Source organism: Bradyrhizobium sp. U531, assembly GCF_051710265.1.
Classification (GTDB): domain Bacteria; phylum Pseudomonadota; class Alphaproteobacteria; order Rhizobiales; family Xanthobacteraceae; genus Bradyrhizobium.
Window position 1 is genome coordinate 210,749 of record NZ_JASVEN010000009.1, and the last position, 18,357, is coordinate 229,105.

General features: G+C 64.9%; 16 protein-coding genes. 6 read left to right on the forward strand and 10 right to left on the reverse strand.

The features are described from left to right. Window positions 1-71: 71 nt before the first annotated feature. The 3 genes from QRQ56_RS31760 to QRQ56_RS31770 are packed head-to-tail and all read right to left on the reverse strand — an operon-like array spanning window position 72 to window position 2,102. Window positions 72-707 carry a GNAT family N-acetyltransferase gene (locus tag QRQ56_RS31760; protein WP_438745306.1) on the reverse strand — a complete coding sequence of 212 codons (636 nt, stop codon included), beginning with the start codon at window positions 705-707 and terminating at the stop codon, window positions 72-74. A gap of 22 nt (window positions 708-729) precedes the next feature. After that, window positions 730-1,380, reverse strand: a complete 651-nt coding sequence (locus QRQ56_RS31765) for a 3-oxoacid CoA-transferase subunit B (protein ID WP_438745308.1) — start codon at window positions 1,378-1,380, stop codon at window positions 730-732. A gap of 14 nt (window positions 1,381-1,394) precedes the next feature. Next, the gene (locus tag QRQ56_RS31770) at window positions 1,395-2,102 is read right to left on the reverse strand and encodes a CoA transferase subunit A (protein ID WP_011089830.1); all 708 of its coding nucleotides are present in this window, start codon (window positions 2,100-2,102) and stop codon (window positions 1,395-1,397) included. A gap of 311 nt (window positions 2,103-2,413) precedes the next feature. On the opposite strand from QRQ56_RS31770, the gene QRQ56_RS31775 reads away from it, so the two are divergent. From QRQ56_RS31775 to QRQ56_RS31795, 5 genes are all read left to right on the forward strand, one after another. Beyond that, entirely contained in the window at window positions 2,414-4,306 is a 1,893-nt protein-coding gene (locus QRQ56_RS31775) for an AsmA family protein (RefSeq protein ID WP_438745310.1), read from the forward strand. A 206-nt stretch (window positions 4,307-4,512) separates the two neighbouring features. Then, window positions 4,513-5,898 carry an ABC transporter substrate-binding protein gene (locus tag QRQ56_RS31780; RefSeq protein ID WP_438745313.1) on the forward strand — a complete coding sequence of 462 codons (1,386 nt, stop codon included), beginning with the start codon at window positions 4,513-4,515 and terminating at the stop codon, window positions 5,896-5,898. Window positions 5,899-5,993: 95 nt separating this feature from the next. Continuing rightward, a complete protein-coding gene (locus QRQ56_RS31785) occupies window positions 5,994-6,866 on the forward strand; it encodes a carbohydrate ABC transporter permease (RefSeq protein ID WP_438745315.1) in 873 nt (290 codons plus the stop codon). Next, entirely contained in the window at window positions 6,863-7,714 is an 852-nt protein-coding gene (locus QRQ56_RS31790; protein ID WP_438745317.1) for a carbohydrate ABC transporter permease, read from the forward strand. The genes QRQ56_RS31785 and QRQ56_RS31790 overlap by 4 nt, the downstream gene beginning before the upstream one ends. A gap of 114 nt (window positions 7,715-7,828) precedes the next feature. Further along, window positions 7,829-8,821 carry a hypothetical protein gene (locus QRQ56_RS31795; RefSeq protein WP_438745318.1) on the forward strand — a complete coding sequence of 331 codons (993 nt, stop codon included), beginning with the start codon at window positions 7,829-7,831 and terminating at the stop codon, window positions 8,819-8,821. Here QRQ56_RS31795 and QRQ56_RS31800 read toward each other — a convergent pair whose 3' ends face one another. The 6 genes from QRQ56_RS31800 to QRQ56_RS31825 form a co-directional block, all read right to left on the reverse strand. Beyond that, window positions 8,822-9,319, reverse strand: coding sequence for a DUF6622 family protein (locus tag QRQ56_RS31800; protein ID WP_438745319.1), 498 nt, complete (start codon window positions 9,317-9,319; stop codon window positions 8,822-8,824). Window positions 9,320-9,333: 14 nt separating this feature from the next. After that, window positions 9,334-10,146 carry an ABC transporter permease gene (locus QRQ56_RS31805; RefSeq protein ID WP_438745321.1) on the reverse strand — a complete coding sequence of 271 codons (813 nt, stop codon included), beginning with the start codon at window positions 10,144-10,146 and terminating at the stop codon, window positions 9,334-9,336. Window positions 10,147-10,150: 4 nt separating this feature from the next. Next, entirely contained in the window at window positions 10,151-11,065 is a 915-nt protein-coding gene (locus QRQ56_RS31810; RefSeq protein WP_438745323.1) for an ABC transporter permease, read from the reverse strand. Further along, a complete protein-coding gene (locus tag QRQ56_RS31815) occupies window positions 11,062-12,231 on the reverse strand; it encodes an ABC transporter ATP-binding protein (RefSeq protein ID WP_438745325.1) in 1,170 nt (389 codons plus the stop codon). Before QRQ56_RS31815 ends, QRQ56_RS31810 begins: the two co-directional genes overlap by 4 nt. 167 nt (window positions 12,232-12,398) lie before the next feature. Beyond that, a complete protein-coding gene (locus tag QRQ56_RS31820; RefSeq protein ID WP_438745404.1) occupies window positions 12,399-13,850 on the reverse strand; it encodes a glycerol-3-phosphate dehydrogenase in 1,452 nt (483 codons plus the stop codon). A 138-nt stretch (window positions 13,851-13,988) separates the two neighbouring features. Further along, window positions 13,989-16,673: a sensor domain-containing protein gene (locus tag QRQ56_RS31825; RefSeq protein WP_438745327.1), complete on the reverse strand. Its 2,685-nt coding sequence runs from the start codon at window positions 16,671-16,673 to the stop codon at window positions 13,989-13,991. A 202-nt stretch (window positions 16,674-16,875) separates the two neighbouring features. Here QRQ56_RS31825 and QRQ56_RS31830 point away from each other — a divergent pair, with 202 nt between their 5' ends. After that, a complete protein-coding gene (locus QRQ56_RS31830; RefSeq protein ID WP_438745328.1) occupies window positions 16,876-17,979 on the forward strand; it encodes an NAD(P)/FAD-dependent oxidoreductase in 1,104 nt (367 codons plus the stop codon). 109 nt (window positions 17,980-18,088) lie between these two features. Here the strand turns inward: QRQ56_RS31830 and QRQ56_RS31835 are convergent, their stop codons facing one another. Further along, window positions 18,089-18,268, reverse strand: coding sequence for a YdcH family protein (locus tag QRQ56_RS31835; protein ID WP_094893420.1), 180 nt, complete (start codon window positions 18,266-18,268; stop codon window positions 18,089-18,091). Window positions 18,269-18,357: the final 89 nt, after the last annotated feature.

Consider the following 18,357-nt stretch of genomic DNA (forward strand, 5'->3'; position numbering starts at 1 on the left):
AGAAGCCGCGGCGTACTGGATGCCCCGCCTGCGCGGGGCATGACGGTGTCGGTTCAGAGACGAACCACGCCTCAAATCGCCCGCGCGAACATGCGAAAGCCGGGCGCGCCGATGATCGCCTCGAAGGCGGGATCGCGCTTTTCCTCGGCAAAGACAAAGCCTGCTTTCGCATAGGCCTTTTCGGCCGCCTCGTTGCCGATCAGAAACGATATCGTCGTCCGTCGGAATCCTGCGGCGCGGCCCTTCTCGAGCGCATGCGCGATCAGCGCCTGGACCAGACCGCGGCCGCGACAGGCGGGATCGGTCGCCACATGCTCGATCATCCAGTCACCCTCGCCGCCCTGAACCCAGCAGGCCCGCGTATAGGCGCCGCGGCGGCGGATGGTATCCAGCTCCGTCGTAGCCAGCCCGGCCGCACGCCCGACTTCCTCGATCGCGCACCAGGCGGCGGGTCCCGTTCCGGCTGCGGGCACCGCGCACACCGCCGCTGCAGGCCTGCCCTCGACCTCGGCGATCAGGAATTGCGAGACGTGCCACATCGACACGGCCTGCGCGACCGCGATGCGCGCGATGAAATCGCGGCATTGCGCGTCGGGCCAGCCGAGCGCGACGTCGAACCAGCCGCGCGACCGGTAGCCGCGCTGCGATGACTGGATGGTCTGTGCGATGAATTCGGCGTCTTCGGGACGCGCCGACCGTATCGTCATGCGCGCCCCTTTCGCGACGACCTTACGTGTTCTTCAGCGCCACGCGGAATTCGGCTTCGGTCTTGGCCTTGACCTCGTCGAGCGTGACGCCGTCGGCGAGCTCGATCAGGGCCATGCCGCCGTCGCCGTGCTTGTCGATGGTGAAGACGGCGAGATCCGTGACGACCATGTCGACCACGCGCTCGCCGGTCAGCGGCAAATTGCAGGTCTTCAGGAGCTTCGAGCCGTCCTTGGCCGAATGCTCCATCACCACGACGACGCGCTTGACACCGGCGACGAGATCCATTGCGCCGCCCATGCCCTTGACCATCTTGCCGGGGATCATCCAGTTGGCGAGATCGCCGTTCTGGGCCACCTGCATGGCGCCGAGGATCGACAAATCCATGTGGCCGCCGCGGATCATGCCGAAGGAATCCGCGCTCGAGAAATACGAGGTCGAGGGCAGCTCGCTGACGGTCTGCTTGCCGGCGTTGATGAGGTCGGCATCCACCTCGTCCTCATAGGGGAACGGGCCCATGCCGAGCATGCCGTTCTCGCTCTGCAGGCTGACGTCGACGCCCTCGGGGATGAAGTTCGAGACCAGCGTCGGGATGCCGATGCCGAGATTGACGTAATAGCCGTCGCGCAATTCCTTCGCGGCACGCGCAGCCATCTGTTCACGGGTCCAGGCCATATGAGTCTCCTGTATTAAGCAGCCGTGCGCGGGCGGGTGTTGCGGAATTCGATGCGCTTCTTGGCCGTGCCGACCTCAACGATGCGCTTCACGAAAATGCCGGGCGTGTGGATATGATCGGGATTGAGTTCACCGGCGGGAACCAGATGCTCGACCTCGGCCACCGTGATCTTGGCGGCGGTCGCCATCATCGGATTAAAGTTGCGCGCGGTCTTGCGGTAGATGAGGTTGCCGGCGGTGTCGCCCTTCCAGGCGTGCACGATGGCGAGGTCGGCGAACAGGCCGCGCTCCATCAGGTACTTCTCGCCGTCGAATTCCTTCACTTCCTTGCCTTCGGCGATCAGCGTGCCGACGCCGGTCTTGGTATAGAAGGCCGGGATGCCGGCGCCGCCGGCGCGGATGCGCTCGGCCAGCGTGCCCTGCGGATTGAATTCGAGTTCCAGCTCGCCGGCGAGGAACTGCTGGGCAAACAGCTTGTTCTCGCCGACATAGGACGAGATCATCTTCTTGATCTGGCGGGTTTCGAGCAGGCGGCTGAGCCCGATGCCATCGACGCCGGCATTGTTGGAGACGACCGTCAGGCCCTTGACACCGGACTCGCGGATCGCGTCCGACAGCTCCTCGGCGATGCCGCAAAGGCCGAAGCCTCCCGACATGATCATCATGTTGTCCTTGAGAATGCCGTCGAGGGCCGACTTGGCGTCGGGATAGACCTTGTTCATACAGGAAACCTTCGGCTTGCAGGCGTCGTGCCCGATTGGCGGCGATTATTAGGCGAAATCGTCCAAAGCCGTCAATGATACGGGGTTCTCGGTTCGGCGGGGTGGTGGTAGAAGCTGCCCACGCCGTGGGCAGAACCGCCCGCGGCCTTGAAAGCGACAAGAAAACCCATCAACTTGCGGCACTTAACACAACAGGACTTGTGACGTAGCAAGGCCTGTAACCTAACAAAGGCTTGGGCGTGGGGCACGCAGGTTTCCCGGCCCGCCTTTCTGGCTCCAACGACCAACCCGATCAGGACACGCCATTGACCATGGCCCAAGGAATGAAGCGCCTCGGGACGCCGATCGCGGCGCTGCTCGGCGTTGCGCTGATCGCCCTGATCGCGACCTCCTGGCTCATCAACCGCGACGCGCTGCGCAAGGCCGTCGAAGCGCAGATCCGCGACGTCACCGGGCTCGAGCTCACCGTCGCGGGCAGCATCGACATCTCGGTGCTGCCGGCGAGTTACATCTCGTTCCACGACGTCGGCCTCAAGGGCGGCGGCACCAGCGATTCCGCACTTCATGTCGACGTGCTCACCGCCAATCTGCGGCTGCTGCCGCTGCTGCTGCAACGGTTCGAGATCGCCGACCTGACGCTGCTGCGGCCGCGCATCCATGTCAGCCTGCAGCCGGACGGCGAGAGCAACTGGACGCCCTTCATCCAGACCATCGCGCGCACCATGAAGCCCGGCGCCGAAAACCAGGTTTCGTTCTCCGAGATCCGGATCCAGGATGGCGTGCTCGATTACGAGGACGCCGCCACCCACGCCACCGAGAAGATCGACGACATCGACCTGTCGCTGGCCTGGCCCTCGATCTCACGGTCCTTCGCCGCGACCGGGCAGTTCGACTGGCGCGGCGAGCGTGTCGACGGTTCGATCAGCTTTTCCGATTTCGTCGCCGCTCTCTCCGGAGATCGCTCGGGGCTGAAGGCGCGGATCGTCAGCGCGCCGCTCAAGCTCGCCTTCGACGGCAGCGCCGCCAACCGCACCAGCCCGATGATGGAGGGGACGCTGACCATCGACAGCCCTTCCTTGCGCAACGCGCTGCGCTGGACCGGGCAGCCGCAACCCGCCAGCGGCGGCTTCGGCCGCTTCGCGCTGAAGGCGCGCGCCAATGTCGTCGGCCCCTCGATCGCACTGACCAACGTCAATGTCGAGCTCGACGGCAACGCCGCCGAGGGCGTGATGACCTACGCCAATAACGGCCGGCAGACGCTGCAGGCGACGCTCGCCGCCGACGCGCTCGACTTCACACCTTATATCTCCACCTTCCGCCTGCTAGCGAGCGGTGCGCGCGACTGGAACAGGCAGCTGTTCGATCTCAACGGATTGTCGACCACCGACCTCGACATGCGCCTGTCGGCAGCCAAGCTGACGGTCGGGGCGACCAAGCTCGGCCGCACCGCGATCGGCGCCAACTTGCGCAACGGCACGCTGGCGCTCTCGGTCGGCGAAGCCCAGGTCTATGGCGGCATCGCCAAGGGCTCGTTCGGCATCGCGCGCTCCGACACCATCGCCGACATCAAGGCGCAATTCCAGTTCACCGACGTCGACCTCCAGGCCTGCGCCACCGAGCTGTTCGGCCTCAACAAGCTGTCCGGCCGCGGCAACATCAACGTCTCGCTGTTCGCCTCGGGCTCGAGCCCGTTCGGCCTCGTGCAGTCGCTCGACGGCAGCGCCACCGTCACCGGACATGACGGCGCGATTGCGGGCTTCAACGCCGAGCAGCTCCTGAAGCGCCTCGAGCGGCGCCCGCTGTCGGGCGGCGGCAATTTCCGCAACGGCTCGACGCCGTATAGCAATCTCACCATCGCGGTGAAATTCGCCGACGGGGTCGCCACCGCCGAGGATATTCGCATCGAGGGGCCGGCGGCGAAGATCACCCTCACCGGCACCGCCTCGGTGCCGACGCGCGAATACGACATGAAGGGCGTGGCGAGCCTCAATACGGCGTCCGGCTTTCAATTGCCGTTCATGGTGCAGGGCCCCTGGGACGATCCGCTGATCTTCCCGGACCCCGAGAGCCTGATCCGGCAATCGCCCGCGGCATCGCCCTTCCTCGACCTGCTGAAGCAGCGCATCACCGGGGGCGGAAAGCGCCCCGCGCAGGACGGATCGCCGACGGCGGAGAACGCCAAAGAGAACGCGAAGTCCAACTGAGGACCGCCATTCTCCGCCGCCGCCCGACCATCGCGAATTGATCGGGGCGAATTGATGCGGCGATTGGATCGATGCGCGCATTAAGCATCTTCGCAGCCCGACAGCCTACGACCTAGGTCTGACTAAGATGCGTTGATTGCGCTACCACCATGCGCTAGTGTTTTATACGACCGGTTAAAAACACCGGCCGTTTGAGGGAGAAAAACGTGAAATCCAAGGTTATTGGCGCAGTATCACTGGCGGTCGCTGCGGCCGGGCTGTTTGCAGCCGCTGCACCCGCATTTGCGCAGCAAAAAACGATCACGGTCTGGTGGGGCAAGGGCTTTTATCGCTCCGAAGACGACGCACTGATCGACACGATCAAGAAATTCGAAGCCAAGACCGGCATCAAGGTCGAATTGTCGCAATACGCGATCCAGGACATGATTCCGAAGACGGTCGCCGCGCTCGATGCCGGCACCGTGCCCGATGTCGCCTATTCCGATTCCTACGACGTGCAGGCGCAGGGCAAGTGGGCCTATGAGGGCAAGCTCGAGGATCTCTCCGACGTCATGGAGCCGATCAAGGGCCGGTTCGTGCAGAACACCCTCGATGCGTCGATCCTCTACAACGACGTCACCAAGAAGAAGGCCTATTACGGCTTTCCGCTGAAGCAGCAGAGCATGCACGTCCAGATCTGGAACGACATGCTGGAGAAGGCCGGCTTCAAGGTGGCCGACATTCCGAACGACTGGTCGGGCTACTGGACGTTCTGGTGCGACAAAGTGCAGCCGGCGATCCGCAAGGCGACCGGCCAGCGCATCTATGCCGTCGGCCAGCCGATGGGCGTGGAATCCACCGACGCCTTCCAGTCGTTCTACACCTTCATGGACGCCTATCACGTCAAGCTGGTCGACGATGACGGCAAGCTCACGGTCGACGATCCCACGGTTCGCGAGAACCTGATCAAGGCGATGAAGGACTACACCGACACCTACATCAAGGGCTGCACGCCGCCGTCCTCGACGACCTGGAAGGATCCGGACAACAACGTCGCCTTCCACAACAAGACCATCGTGATGACCCACAACTTCACGATCTCGATCGCGGCGAAGTGGTTCGAGGATTCCCAGAACCAGGCCCTGACCCAGGAGCAGCGCGACGCCGGCAAGAAGGCCTACGAGCAGGACATCATCACGGCGTCCTTCCCGAAGGCTCCCGATGGCTCGACCATCCGCTACCGCTCCGACGTCAAGACCGGGCTGGTCTTCACCGCGGCCAAGAACAAGGCCGAGGCCAAGCAGTTCATCAGCTTCCTGCTCCAGGAAGAGAACGTCCGTCCCTATATCGAGGGCGCGCTCGGCCGCTGGTTCCCGGTGACCAAGGAAAGCCAGCAAAGCCCGTTCTGGCAGGCTGACAAGCATCGCAAGGCCGTCCACGCGCAGTTCACGGGCGGCACCGCGGCGTTCGACTTCACCAAGAACTGGAAGTTCACGATCCTGAACAACGAGAACATCTGGGCCAAGGCGATGAACCGGGTGGTCAGCGAGAAGGTCCCGGTCGACAAGGCCGTCGACGAGATGATCGCCCGCATCAAGCAGGTCGCGGGTTAATTCACCCGGCCCTCTCCCCGCCTCGCGGGGAGAGGTGCTAGAATAAACACCGGCCGCGTTTCGCGGCCGGCTTCTCTTTGAAGAGTCCGAAAAGAATGGCGATCACGCTCTCTGGCGATCAGGCACTCCCCGGCCCGCCCCTGTCGTCGCGACTGACCCCGGCACAGGTCTGGGGCATCGCACTGCTCGCGCCCTATCTGCTCGTTTTCCTGGCCTTTGTCGTTTATCCCGTCTGCTACGGACTCTGGCTGGCGCGCGCCCCATCGAATTATGTCGCGCTCTACAACGACCCGATCTTCGCACGCGCCGCGGTCAACACGCTGATTTTCCTGGTCATCGGCATCAACATCAAGATGCTGATCGCGCTGTTCCTGTCCGGCTTCTTCGCCGTGCAGCGCCCCTGGATCAGATGGCTCTCGGTGATCTTCATCCTGCCTTGGGCGGTGCCCTCGATCCCGACCATCCTGTCGGTGCGGTTCATGCTCAACCCGGAATGGGGCATGGTGAACCACCTCATCTTCTCCCTCACGGGTGATGACGGCCCGAACTGGCTGAACGACCCGACCGTGGCGCTGACCATGGCGATCGCTGTGCACATCTGGAAATCGCTGCCGTTCTGGACGCTGATCCTGATGACGGGCCGGCTTGCGATCGCGCAGGATCTGTTCGAAGCCGCCGAAGTCGATGGCGCGAGCTGGTGGCAGAAATTCCGCTTCATCACCTGGCCTTCGATGCAGACGCTTTACATCACCTGCACGCTGCTCTCGATGATCTGGACGCTCGGCGACTTCAACAGCGTCTATCTGCTCACCGGCGGCGGCCCTGCCGACCTCACCCACGTGCTGTCGACACTTGGCATCCGCTACCTTCGGCTCGACCAGCTCTCGCTGGCGATGGCTTCCATCGTCTGTGCGATACCATTCGTCCTGCCGCTGATGTACTTCATGATGAAACGGTTGTCGCGATGAAGCTTCCCTCTCTCCGTGACGTCGCGACTGAAGCGCGGCTGCTGCTGATCGGCATTCCCGTCTTCATCTGGACGATGATCCCGATCTATCACATGTTCCTGTTCGCGATCTCGCCGAAGGAGGACGCGTTCTCGGGCAAGCTGTGGCCGGACCATCCGACGCTGCACAACTTCGAAATCGTGTTCAAGCAGCAGCACTACTTCCTGCGCGACTTCTACGTGCAGTTCTGGAACTCGCTGGTGATCGCGGCGTCCGTCGGCGTGCTGACGCTGTTCATCGCCACTGCCGCGGCGTTCTCGATCTCGCGGCTGAAGGTGCCGGGCGGGCGGGTCGTGATGAACCTCGCGCTGTTCACCTACTTCATCCCGGCGGCGTTCCTTGCCGTGCCGATGTACCGCACCATGGGCAATTACGGCCTGCTCAACAACCACTGGGCGCTGATCCTGGCGATGGTGACGATCGCCTCGCCTTACGCGATCTGGGTGCTCAAGCAGGCCTCGGACAAGCTGCCGGTCGAGCTCGACGAAGCCGCGGTGATGGACGGCGCCACGACGCTGCAGATTTTCCGCCTGGTCTATCTGCCGCTGATGATGCCCTCGCTGGTCGCGATCGGCACCTATGCGGTGCTGCTGGCCTGGAACGAATATCTCTACGCGTTCCTGCTGCTTTCCAACGACCGCGAGATCACGCTCCCTGTCGCACTCGGCAACTTCCTCGCCGCCGACGACTCGCCCTGGGAGCTCTTGATGACCACCGGCTTCATCTATGCGCTGCCGCCGGCCGCGGTCTATTACGCCTTCCGCCGCTACATGGTGGGCGGGCTCACGGCAGGCGCGGTGAAGTCCTGACGCGACAGGACGCATCGCGGCGCTGCAAGCAAAGCGTTTGAGGGACGGTGCGGACAATTGAAGATTGTCCGCACCTGCTCTAACCTTCCGGGACCCAAGGCGGGGCCCGGCATCATGCGCAGCAACGACGCGATCCATCTCGGCCTGATGCTGCTGGCGCTCGCCGCGGCCTACCTAGTGCCGTTCGAGCTGCTGCTGCTGGCCTATGTCGTGCTCGGTCCGGCGCATTACTTCACCGAGATCTCGTGGCTGCATGATCGCAGCTACTACCTGCCCCATCGCGGGATCGCGGCGGGCCTTGCCATCGTGGCCGTGGTCGCGGCGCTGATCGACAACGCCTCGTGGTTCGGCTTTGCCATGTGGGGCGCGCTGATCGTATGCGCCATGCTGGCCGCGACGAATTCGGCGATCGAGAGCATGCTGCTGTTCATGGCCGCGATCGTCCTGTCCGCGATCATGTATTCGAGCGGGTCCTCGCTCGCCGTCATCGGCATCCTGATTCCGACCCTGATCCACGTCTCGCTGTTCACGCTGATCTTCATGGTGCTCGGCGCCTACCGGTCCGGAAGCCGGGTGCAGGCTGCGCTGGTGGTGATCTACCTCGCCGCCCTCGCCACCATCCTGCTGCTGCCGCCGGCCGCGGAAATCCGCATCGCGAGCTTTGCCCGGGTCGGCCAGGATTATTTCGGCAATGTCGGCCCCGCCCTCGGCCGGCTGTTCGGCATGCCCGGCCTCGTGCTCGACACCAGGCTGACCAGCCTGCTCGCCTTCGTCTACACCTATCACTACCTCAACTGGTTCATCAAAGCCGACGTGATCCGCTGGACCGCGGTGTCGAAGGCGCGGCTGGCCGCGATGGCAGCCGCAAGTGCAGCGGCCACCGCACTCTATTTCTACGACTATGCGTTCGGCTTCACCTTCCTGCTGGCGCTGAGCCTGATCCACATCCTGCTGGAGTTTCCGCTCAATGCGCTGGCGCTGCGACAGCTCGGCGCGGCCGTGCAGGACGCAGTGCGCACGCGATATGCCAGCCCCGTCACAGCTTCCGCGACGCAGCCGCGCGCAGCAGGCACGAAAGGCCCGAAACGTCCGTCCCGGCCGCGCTGATCATCCGAGCGCGCGCTTGCGCCGATAGGCGATCAGCAGCGCGACCGTCGAGCCGATGAAATAGCCGGCGGTCGCACCGGACACCGCGCGGCCGAACATGATCGCGAATGCGCGATCGCCGGCATCGATGGCCGAGATCACACCGACCGCATATTGCAGCGAGAACACGACGAGGTTGCGGATCAGCGCGAACACGCTGCCCGGACGGATGATCTCACCCGTCCTGTGATCGACGTCGAAAGGGCGCGGCGTCAGCACGCCGAGCGGCAACAGCGCCAGCGCGGCTGCAATCCAGGCGATCAGCGGCCCCGCACCGTCCTGGTGTCCGAAGCCGATCCGCGAGGCGCCCCAGACGATGAACACGACCGGCAGGATCAGCGCACGCCAGATCGGCGTCGTGCGCGGCCGCATCGCCTGAATGCCCTGCCAGACGAGATAGGCGAACAATACAAAGACCCAGACGGGTGTGTGGATCAGGATCTGGTAGGCCATCGTCATGATCCCGGCCCCGCTCACAACGGCGCCGCGCTCTCGCCCTGCGAGCTCGACAGCTTCGAGGCGAGCGAGGCGATGACGATGACCACCGCGATCAGAGCGATCACCAGCGTGCAGATCGCATTGATCTCCGGCTTCACCCCCAGCCGCACCTCGGAATAGATCCGGATCGGCAAGGTGGCCGAACCGGGGCCGGTGGTGAAGCTCGCGATCACGAGATCGTCGAGCGACAGCGTGAAGGCCAGCATCCAGCCCGCGGCGATCGCAGGCGCGATCAGCGGCAGGGTCACTGACACGAAGGCGCGCACGGGGTCGCAGCCGAGGTCCATCGCCGCTTCCTCCAGCGAACGGTCGAGCGAGGCGAGGCGGGACTGCACCACCACCGCGACGAAGCACATCGTCAGCGTGGTGTGGGCGATCGTCACCGTCCAGAAGCCGCGCTCGGCATTGAGCGCGACGAACAACAGCAGCAGCGACAGTCCCGTGATCACCTCCGGCATCACCAGCGGTGCGTAGAGCATGCCGGAGAACAGCGTGCGGCCGCGGAAGCGCTCGCCACGCGACAGTGCGACGGCGGCGAGCGTGCCGAGCAGCGTCGCGATGGTTGCGGAGGACACCGCGACCCGCAGGCTCATCCACGCCGCCTCGATCATGGCGCGGTCATTGAAGAACTCGTGATACCAGCGCAGCGACCAGCCGCCCCACACCGTCACCAGGCGCGAAGCGTTGAAGGAATAGATGATGAGGATCAGGATCGGCAAATAGAGGAACGCCATCCCCAGCGCGAGCGAGGCGATGTTGAAGCGGGACAGGCGGGAGACCGCGCGCATCGCTCTACCTGCCCTGTTCCAGCTGCCGCTTCTGCAGCCGTTCATACAGCAGCAGCGGCACCAGCAGCACCACCAGCAGCACGGTCGCTGCAGCCGAGGCGACCGGCCAGTCCTTGTTGGTGAAGAATTCGAGCCACAGGGTCTGCCCGATCATCAGCGAGTTGGATCCGGCCAGGAGGTCTGGAATGACGAACTCGCCGACGATGGGGATGAAGCACAGCAGCGCGCCGGCACCGACGCCGGGCAGCGACAGCGGGAAGGTGACGAGCCAGAACACCTGCCACGGCGGCGCCCCGAGATCGGCGGCCGCCTCCTCCAGCGCCGGCTCCATCTTGGCCAGCGTGGCGTAGAGCGGCAGGATCATGAACGGCAGATAGGAATAGACGATGCCGATATACATCGCGGTGTCGGTGGAGAGCCACACCACGGGCTGGCTGACCAGATGCAGCGCCAGCAGGATCTGGTTGAGCAGGCCGTCGTGCTGGAGGATGTTGATCCAGGCATAGATGCGGATCAGGAACGAGGTCCAGAACGGCACGATCACCAGCACCATCGCCACCGCCTGCCAACGCTTCGGCAATCGCGCCATGCCGTACGCGATGGGATAGCCGATCAGGAGCAGCAACGCAGTCGCGGTGACGGCAACGGTGAGGCTGCGGACATAGGCGAACACGTAGATGTCGTCGGAGGCGATCAGCCTGAAATTGTCGATCGAGAGTGTGGAGAAGGCGGCCTTGAGCGCGTTCCACCCAGCCGTCAGGTCGAACACGGGCTCGTAGGGCGGCTGCGCGATCGCCGTCTGCGACAGGCTGATCTTCAGCACGAAGGCGAACGGCACCAGGAAGAACAGCACCATCCAGACATAAGGGGCGATCGCCGCGAAGCGAGCCGGGCGCGCGAAGATGCGGCGGGCGCTCATGATTGCAGCACCACACAATCATCGGGCGTGAACCAAGCGACGACCTGCTGGTTCAGGCTGTAGGCGTCGATGTCGAGGCGCGCGCTGTTGGCGACGGACGCCTGCACCGTTCCGCCGGTGTCGAGCTTCACCTTGTAGGTGGTGGTGCCGCCGAGATAGCAGATGTCGGCGACCACGCCGTCGAGCCGGTTGATCACCGTCCCATGACCGGCCTCACTCACCGGTCCACGTCGCGACAGCTTGACCTTTTCGGGGCGGATCGCGATCGCCAGTTTGCCCGCACCGACCGGCTCGCGCGGCTCGGCCACCACCAGCGCACCCGCATCGCGCGTGCCGATGACCAGGCGATGACCGTCGCGCAATTTGGACTCGCCGTCGAACACGTTGACGTCGCCGACGAACTCCGCGATCCAGCGCGAGCGCGGCGCCTCGTAGAGCTCGCGGGGGCTCGCGACCTGAGCGAGCTTGCCTGAATTCATCACACCGATCCGGCTCGCCATCGTCATCGCCTCTTCCTGGTCGTGGGTGACGATGATGAAGGTCATGCCGAGCCGGCGCTGCAGCTCCATCAGCTCGACTTGCGTGCTTTCGCGCAGCTTCTTGTCGAGCGCCGCGAGCGGCTCGTCGAGCAGCAGGAGCCGCGGCCGACGCGCCAGCGCGCGGGCGAGCGCGACGCGCTGACGCTGGCCGCCGGACAGTTGGTCGGGCTTGCGCTTTTCCAGCCCATCGAGCTTCACCAGCGCCACCATCTCCGACACGCGCGTGGCGATCTCGGCGCGCGCCATGGCGGCTCGCTTCAGGCCGAAGGCGATGTTGTCCCGTACCGACAGATGCGGGAACAGGGCGTAGTTCTGGAACATCATGTTGATCGGGCGCTCATGCGGCAGCGCCTGCGCGATGTCGCTGCCGCCGAGCAGAATGCGCCCCTCGTCCGGCGCCTCGAAGCCGGCCAGCATGCGCAAGAGCGTGGTCTTGCCGCAGCCGCTCGGCCCCAGCAACGCAAAGAACTCGCCGGCCTTGATGTCGAGCGAAACACCGTCCACGGCGCGGAACGTCCCAAACGTCTTGGCGACGCCCTCGATGCTCAGCAAGGGCTGACCTGCGGCGACGGCGTCTCCGTCGGCCGCCTTTGTCGCGTTGTGCATCTTGGGCAATTCGTCGGTCATATTTCCTGCCAACCCCGATTCCGCCGCACGCTAGCGGTCGATCGCGCTTTGCTCAACCGTGTCGGGGCAACTTGCATCGCAGATCGTAGCCCGGATGAAGCGCAGCGTAATCCGGGGCAGTCGATCCGCGGTGAGGGTTTCCCGGATTGCGCTCCGCTCCATCCGGGCTACGCCATGAACGCCGCCAGCGCGTCGCGGTCGGCCGCCGGCATGGTCAGGCCGAGCTTGGAGCGGCGCCACAGGATGTCTTCCGGAAAGCGCGCCCATTCCTGGGCCATGAGATAGCGCACCTCAGTGCCGGTCAGCTCCGGGCCGAAGGCAGGGCCGAGTTCCTCGCGGGTCTTGGCTTCACCCAGCACGGCCGGCAGGCGCGAGCCGTAGGCGGCGACCAGACGCTGGGCCTGCGCTTCTGAGAGAAAGCGCCAACGATCGCGCGCGAGGTCGACTTCGTGATCAAAGCGATCCCAGGCGAAATCACCGCCGGGCAGCGCCGCGCCCGCCGTCCAGGGCCGCGACATAGGATAGAACGGCGTCAGCTTCGTCACCGCGCGCTCTGCGCGCAGGCGCGAGCTGGTGACGTCGCCGCCGAACATCGTAAGCAGCGGCGCCTTGCGCCGGCGCGCGTGGAACTGGGTCGTGCCGTCCCCTCGCCGTGCGGACGCCGGCGCCAGATTGACGCCCGAGACCGCCCGCACCACGTCGGTCGGAGCGACGCGCTCGCGGAAATAGCGGCTGGCGGCGTCGCAGAGATAGCTGACGTCGGCGCCTCGCATCGCGACGATCGCGGGATCGCCGGTGAAATCGTGCGTGACCGTGCCGATCAGCGTGAACTCCCGCTCGAACGGGGATGCGAAGATCAGGCGCCCGTCGCTGTTCTGGAAGACGTAGACATTTTCGGAGTCGAACAGCCTGGGCACGACGATCTGGCTCATCTGCATCGCCGCCACAGCGGGCTGCGGCTGGCGCAGCACCGTCTCCGCGACCATTGACGCCCACGCTCCGGAGGCGTTGGCCAGCGCCCGGGCCGTGATGGTGCGGCGATGGCCGCGATCGACCACCGCGAGCCGCCAGATCTCGGTGCGATCGGCCCGCACGCAGCGCGCACCGGTCCGGATCGCAGCGCCACGCTCGGCCGCATCCAGCGCCGTGAGCACCACCAGGCGGGAATCGTCGACGACGCAGTCCGAATATTCGAACGCCATGCCGAACGGACGCTTCAGCGCGTTGCCGACCGGATGATGCGTGATGTCGAGGGTCGCCGATGGCGGCAGGCCGCCGCGGCCGGTAAGGCCGTCATAAACATACAGGCCCGCACGCAGCAGCCATGGCGGACGCTCGTCGGAATGCGCGGGGATCACGAAGCGCATCGGCCGGACCAGATGCGGCGCGATCCGGAGCCAAGTCCGGCGCTCGGCCAACGCCCGGCGCACCCGCCAGAATCCACGCCGTTCCAGCACCGACAAATCGCCGTGGATCAGCCGCGGCGTCGCCGAGGAGGCCGCGCCGCCGAGATCGCCCTGCTCCAGGAGGATGACCCGCAGACCGCGACCGGCCGCATCGCGCGCGAGGCTGACACCGTTCAGGCCGCCGCCGATGATCGCAAGGTCGTAATCCGCCATGAAGCCGTCGAGCAGGAGCAAAGCGCCCCATCATCTCTAGAGCCATTTGCGTTCCGATGAAATCGCAACGCGGCTCGAGATGGCCGTTCTCACACGCTTTCTCGAAGCGAACCGGCGTACGCCTCGCTCGCAATCGCGCTAGCCGGTCTTGAGCGCGAGCTCCATGATTTCGGCGCGGCCGACGAGGCCGGCATATTTCCCGATCGGCAGCGGCTTGCCGAGCAGATAGCCCTGCACGCCGTCGCAGCCTTCCTTGGCCAGGAAAGCGAGCTGCTCGACCGTCTCGACGCCCTCGGCGATGATCGACATTTCGAGGCCGTGGCCGAGATCGATCACCGCGCGGACGATCGCGGCCGATTGCGGGTTGCGGCCGAGATTGATGATGAAGGCGCGGTCGATCTTGATCTTGTCGAACGGGAACGCCTGGAGATAGCTCAGCGAGGAGTATCCGCTGCCGAAATCGTCCATGGAGATGCGCACGCCGAGCGCCTTCAGGCGGCGCAGCAGCGCAAGGCCGCGGTCGAAATCCTCGATCAGCACGCCCTCGGTGATTTCCAGCTCGAGGCGGCCGGGTGCAAGGCCGGTCTCGATCAGGATCGAATGGACGAGGCCGACCACGTCGCCGTGCATGAACTGCGCCGGCGACAGATTGACCGCGACCTGGAGCGGCTTCGGCCAGGACGCCGCCTCGCGGCAGGTCTCGCGCAGGATCCACTCGCCCATCTCGACGATCAGGCCGCTTTCCTCCGCGATCGGGATGAACTCGGCCGGAGAAACCTGGCCGCGCACCGGATGCTGCCAGCGCGCCAAGGCCTCGAAGCCGATGATCTCGCTCTCGGCCACGCTGTGGCGGGCGACGCCTTGGGGCTGGAAGGCGAGCGAAAGCTCGCCGTTCTTGATCGCCATCGACAGGTCCTGGTGCAGCACGCGGCGATCGCGGATCTGCTGGTCCATCTCGGGCTGGTAGAGGCTGATCGTGCCGCGGGACTTCTGCTTGGCGCGGAACAGCGCCGCACCGGCATTGGCGAGCAGCGAGGCGCCGTCGGTGCCGTTGTGCGGGAATATCGCCATGCCGGTGGTAGCGCCGGCGCGGACGGCCCGGCCGTCGATCTGGAATTCCTCGGCGACGGCCTCGCCGAGGTGCTGCGCCAGGGCAAGACCCGCGTCCGGCTGCTTGCCGTCGATGATGAGGCCGAATTCGTCACCGGACAGGCGCGCCACCACGCCGCCGCGGGCGGAATCCTGAAGCCGCTGGGCCACCTCGATCAGGAGCTTGTCGCCGAGCGCATGGCCGAAGACGTCGTTGACCTCCTTGAGGCCGTCGAGGTCGACGCAAAGGACGGCGAATTCCTCGCCGGTGCCTTCGCAGGCCTCGATCATCTGGGTCAGCGCCTGGAGGAAGGCGGCGCGGTTCGGCAAATCGGTGAGGCCGTCGTGATAGGCCATGTGCGCCATGCGCGACTCGGTCTGCCGCCGGTCGGTGACGTCTTCGTGGGTCTTGATCAGATATTGCGGCTCGCCGCCGTCGCCGAGCACGGTGGCGCGGCGGGTCAGGAACAGCCGCAGGCCGTCCTTGGTCGAGATCGGGTGCTCCTCGGTGATCATCCCGCGTTTCTTGATCGCGGCCTCGTCGCGCGCGATGATCAGCTTGGCTTCCTTGGGATTGAAGATGTCGGACGCGGTCAGGCCCGTGGCTTCCTCGCGGCGGCGGTTGAGGATCGTCTCCGCGCTGCGATTGGCAAGCAGATAGCGGCCGTCCTTGACCTGCTCGACGATCAGCGCCACCGGGATGTTGTCGACCACGAGCTCGAGGAACTTCTTGGCGCTCTCCAGCTCCTTCGACAGCGAGCGGCGGTCGGTGATGTCCTCGAACACCAGCAGCAGGAATTCGGGCTTGTTGCTTTCGTTGCGGACCACGATCCGGATCGAGGCGACCATGCGCCGCTCGCCGGCGCGATCGACCTCGAATTCGTTGCGGAACTGACCGTCCGGGGAATCGAGCGCCGCCCGGTCGGTCGCCTCGATGCTGTCGGCCGAGGCGGACGCGAACAGCTCGCGCGCATTCTTGCCGACGACATGATCGCGCGAGAACCCCCAGAACCGCTCATAGGTGCTGTTGGCGAAGATATAGCGGCCGTCCTCGATATTCTTGGCGGCCACGCAGGCCGGAACATTGTCCAGCACCGTCTCGAGGAATTGCTTGGTCGAGGCGAGCTGCCGCGACAGCCGGCGCTGCTCGCTGACGTCGAGATGCGTCGCCACCGAGCCGCCGTTCGGCAGCACGAAATATTTCACCAGGATGGCCCGCCCGTCCGGCAGCTCCGTGATCAGGCCGTTGGTGCTGGCCGCCTTGTCGTAGAACTCGTCGTCGGAGACGCCGAGTACCCCGCGCTTGCGGCGCAGCTCGAGCAGCTCGTAACCGTTCATGTTGGCCCAGACATCCGCGCGCGTCAGGCCGTAGATCTCGAGATAGCGGTCGTTGCAGAAGATGATGCGCCGCTGCGCATCCGTCATCACCACGCCCTGATTGAGGTTGTTCATGGCGGAGGAGACAAAGGCGTTGCGCCGCAACTGCAAACGCCGGGTCCGGCGCAGCGAGGAATGGATCCACAGGGCGATCGCGGCCAGGAAGGCACAGACCACGATACCCGCGATCAGGACTTCCCAGACCACGTTGGGATCGAGCTGGCCGAGATAGCTCGGCGCGGCAAAGTTGTCCGAGAGCGCATAGGCGCGCGCAGGCGCAACCGTGCTGGCCAGGCACACCACGGCCTGCACAGCAATCGGAAGCGTGCTGCCCTCGTGCCAGTTCTTCTCAGCCATCAGCCACCCGCGATTTCAACGTCGGATTGTCTGGCTTCACGGGTTTGGATCGGGTAAACGCCTGTACGCGCAACAGAAAAATCTGACGTGAAATACGGCAATTGCCCTGACATGATAAATTCTTCCTTAACGGAAACCGGCCCCGCGCCGCTGTTTCCAGGCCGAATGCCACCGGCGCGTCCAGCGGACATCCTGCACAACCATGGATAAGGTCGATTCCATCGTCATCGGAGCGGGCGTGGTCGGGCTCGCCGTGGCCCGCAAGCTCGCGCAGTCCGGGCGCGAGGTCATCGTGCTCGAGGAGGCCGAGGCGATCGGCACCATCACCTCCTCGCGCAACAGCGAGGTGATCCATGCCGGCATCTACTACCGGGCCGGGAGCTGGATGGCGCGCATGTGCGTCGACGGCAAGCACGCGCTCTACCGCTACTGCGGCGAACGCGGCATCCCCCACAAGAATTGCGGCAAGCTGATCGTCGCGACCAATCCGAAAGAGACCGAGAAGCTGCAATCGATCAAGGCGCATGCCGAGGCCAATGGCGTGCTCGACATGCAGCTGCTCACGGGCGAGGCCGCACGTGCGCTGGAGCCGGCGCTCGCCTGCGATGCCGCGCTGCTGTCCCCGTCGACGGGCATCATCGACAGCCACGCCTATATGCTGTCGCTGCGCGGCGAAGCCGAGGAAGCCGGCGCAGCCTTCGCGTTTCACACCCCGATGATCCGCGCCAAGGCGGCGAACGGCGTGATCGAGGTCGAGGCCGGCGGCGAGGCGCCGATGACGCTGCAATGCAGCCTCCTCGTCAACGCCGCAGGGCTGTCGGCGACGAAGGTGGCGCGCAACATCGACGGCATGCCGCTGGACCGCATTCCGCCAGCCTATCTCGCCAAGGGAAATTACTTCAGCTGCAATGCCAAAGCGCCGTTCTCGCGCCTGATCTATCCGGTGCCCGAACCCGGCGGCCTCGGCGTGCATCTGACGCTGGACATGGCAGGGCAGGCGCGCTTCGGCCCCGACGTCGAATGGATCGAGACGATCGACTACGAGGTCGATCCGTCACGCTCCGAGCGCTTCTATCCGGCGATCCGCAGATACTGGCCGACGCTGCCCGACGGCGCGTTGATGCCGAGCTATTCGGGGATCCGGCCGAAGATCGTACCGCCCGCGGTGGCGACGCAGGACTTCCTGATGCAGGGCCCGCGCGATCACGGCGTTGCAGGGCTGGTCAATCTGTTCGGCATTGAATCGCCGGGACTGACGTCATCGCTCGCGATCGCAGATCACGTCGCCGAGCTCGCAGACATCTAAACCGCGCAAACATTTTTGCGTGGTGCACATCCAACAGCAGGGATGAGCGCATAGGCTCTCATCCCTGCTGGATAGGGTGCGGTCAACTCTACGCTGTTACGGGGGGTTACTAGTGGAGCGTGTCGCCGTGCCTCAGACGCTCGATCTGGTCCTTGACCATCAACTTCCGGCGCTTCAACTCAACAATTTGCAGGTCGTCTGTTGAAAGGTGCACGAGAGCGTCGTGCAATTCGTTTTCGAGAAGTTTGTGCTTCCGCTCCAATTCAACGAGATGTGCCTGAATTGTCATTCGAAACCTCCTCGGTAGGGTTGAACCTCAGGATTCGATCCGGACAAGGAAGTCTACATCACCGATTCGATCTGTCGATGGGTATCCGT

Bases quoted from the DNA above. Each gene is read 5' to 3' on its own strand.
- QRQ56_RS31775 (WP_438745310.1), top strand. From the start codon at position 2,414: ATGGCCCAAGGAATGAAGCGCCTCGGGACGCCGATCGCGGCGCTGCTC.
- QRQ56_RS31795 (WP_438745318.1), top strand. From the start codon at position 7,829: ATGCGCAGCAACGACGCGATCCATCTCGGCCTGATGCTGCTGGCGCTC.
- QRQ56_RS31825 (WP_438745327.1), bottom strand. From the start codon at position 16,673: ATGGCTGAGAAGAACTGGCACGAGGGCAGCACGCTTCCGATTGCTGTG.
- QRQ56_RS31835 (WP_094893420.1), bottom strand. From the start codon at position 18,268: ATGACAATTCAGGCACATCTCGTTGAATTGGAGCGGAAGCACAAACTT.
- QRQ56_RS31820 (WP_438745404.1), bottom strand. From the start codon at position 13,850: ATGGCGGATTACGACCTTGCGATCATCGGCGGCGGCCTGAACGGTGTC.
- QRQ56_RS31765 (WP_438745308.1), bottom strand. From the start codon at position 1,380: ATGGCCTGGACCCGTGAACAGATGGCTGCGCGTGCCGCGAAGGAATTG.
- QRQ56_RS31770 (WP_011089830.1), bottom strand. From the start codon at position 2,102: ATGAACAAGGTCTATCCCGACGCCAAGTCGGCCCTCGACGGCATTCTC.
- QRQ56_RS31790 (WP_438745317.1), top strand. From the start codon at position 6,863: ATGAAGCTTCCCTCTCTCCGTGACGTCGCGACTGAAGCGCGGCTGCTG.
- QRQ56_RS31760 (WP_438745306.1), bottom strand. From the start codon at position 707: ATGACGATACGGTCGGCGCGTCCCGAAGACGCCGAATTCATCGCACAG.
- QRQ56_RS31785 (WP_438745315.1), top strand. From the start codon at position 5,994: ATGGCGATCACGCTCTCTGGCGATCAGGCACTCCCCGGCCCGCCCCTG.
- QRQ56_RS31815 (WP_438745325.1), bottom strand. From the start codon at position 12,231: ATGACCGACGAATTGCCCAAGATGCACAACGCGACAAAGGCGGCCGAC.
- QRQ56_RS31800 (WP_438745319.1), bottom strand. From the start codon at position 9,319: ATGACGATGGCCTACCAGATCCTGATCCACACACCCGTCTGGGTCTTT.
- QRQ56_RS31805 (WP_438745321.1), bottom strand. From the start codon at position 10,146: ATGCGCGCGGTCTCCCGCCTGTCCCGCTTCAACATCGCCTCGCTCGCG.
- QRQ56_RS31810 (WP_438745323.1), bottom strand. From the start codon at position 11,065: ATGAGCGCCCGCCGCATCTTCGCGCGCCCGGCTCGCTTCGCGGCGATC.
- QRQ56_RS31830 (WP_438745328.1), top strand. From the start codon at position 16,876: ATGGATAAGGTCGATTCCATCGTCATCGGAGCGGGCGTGGTCGGGCTC.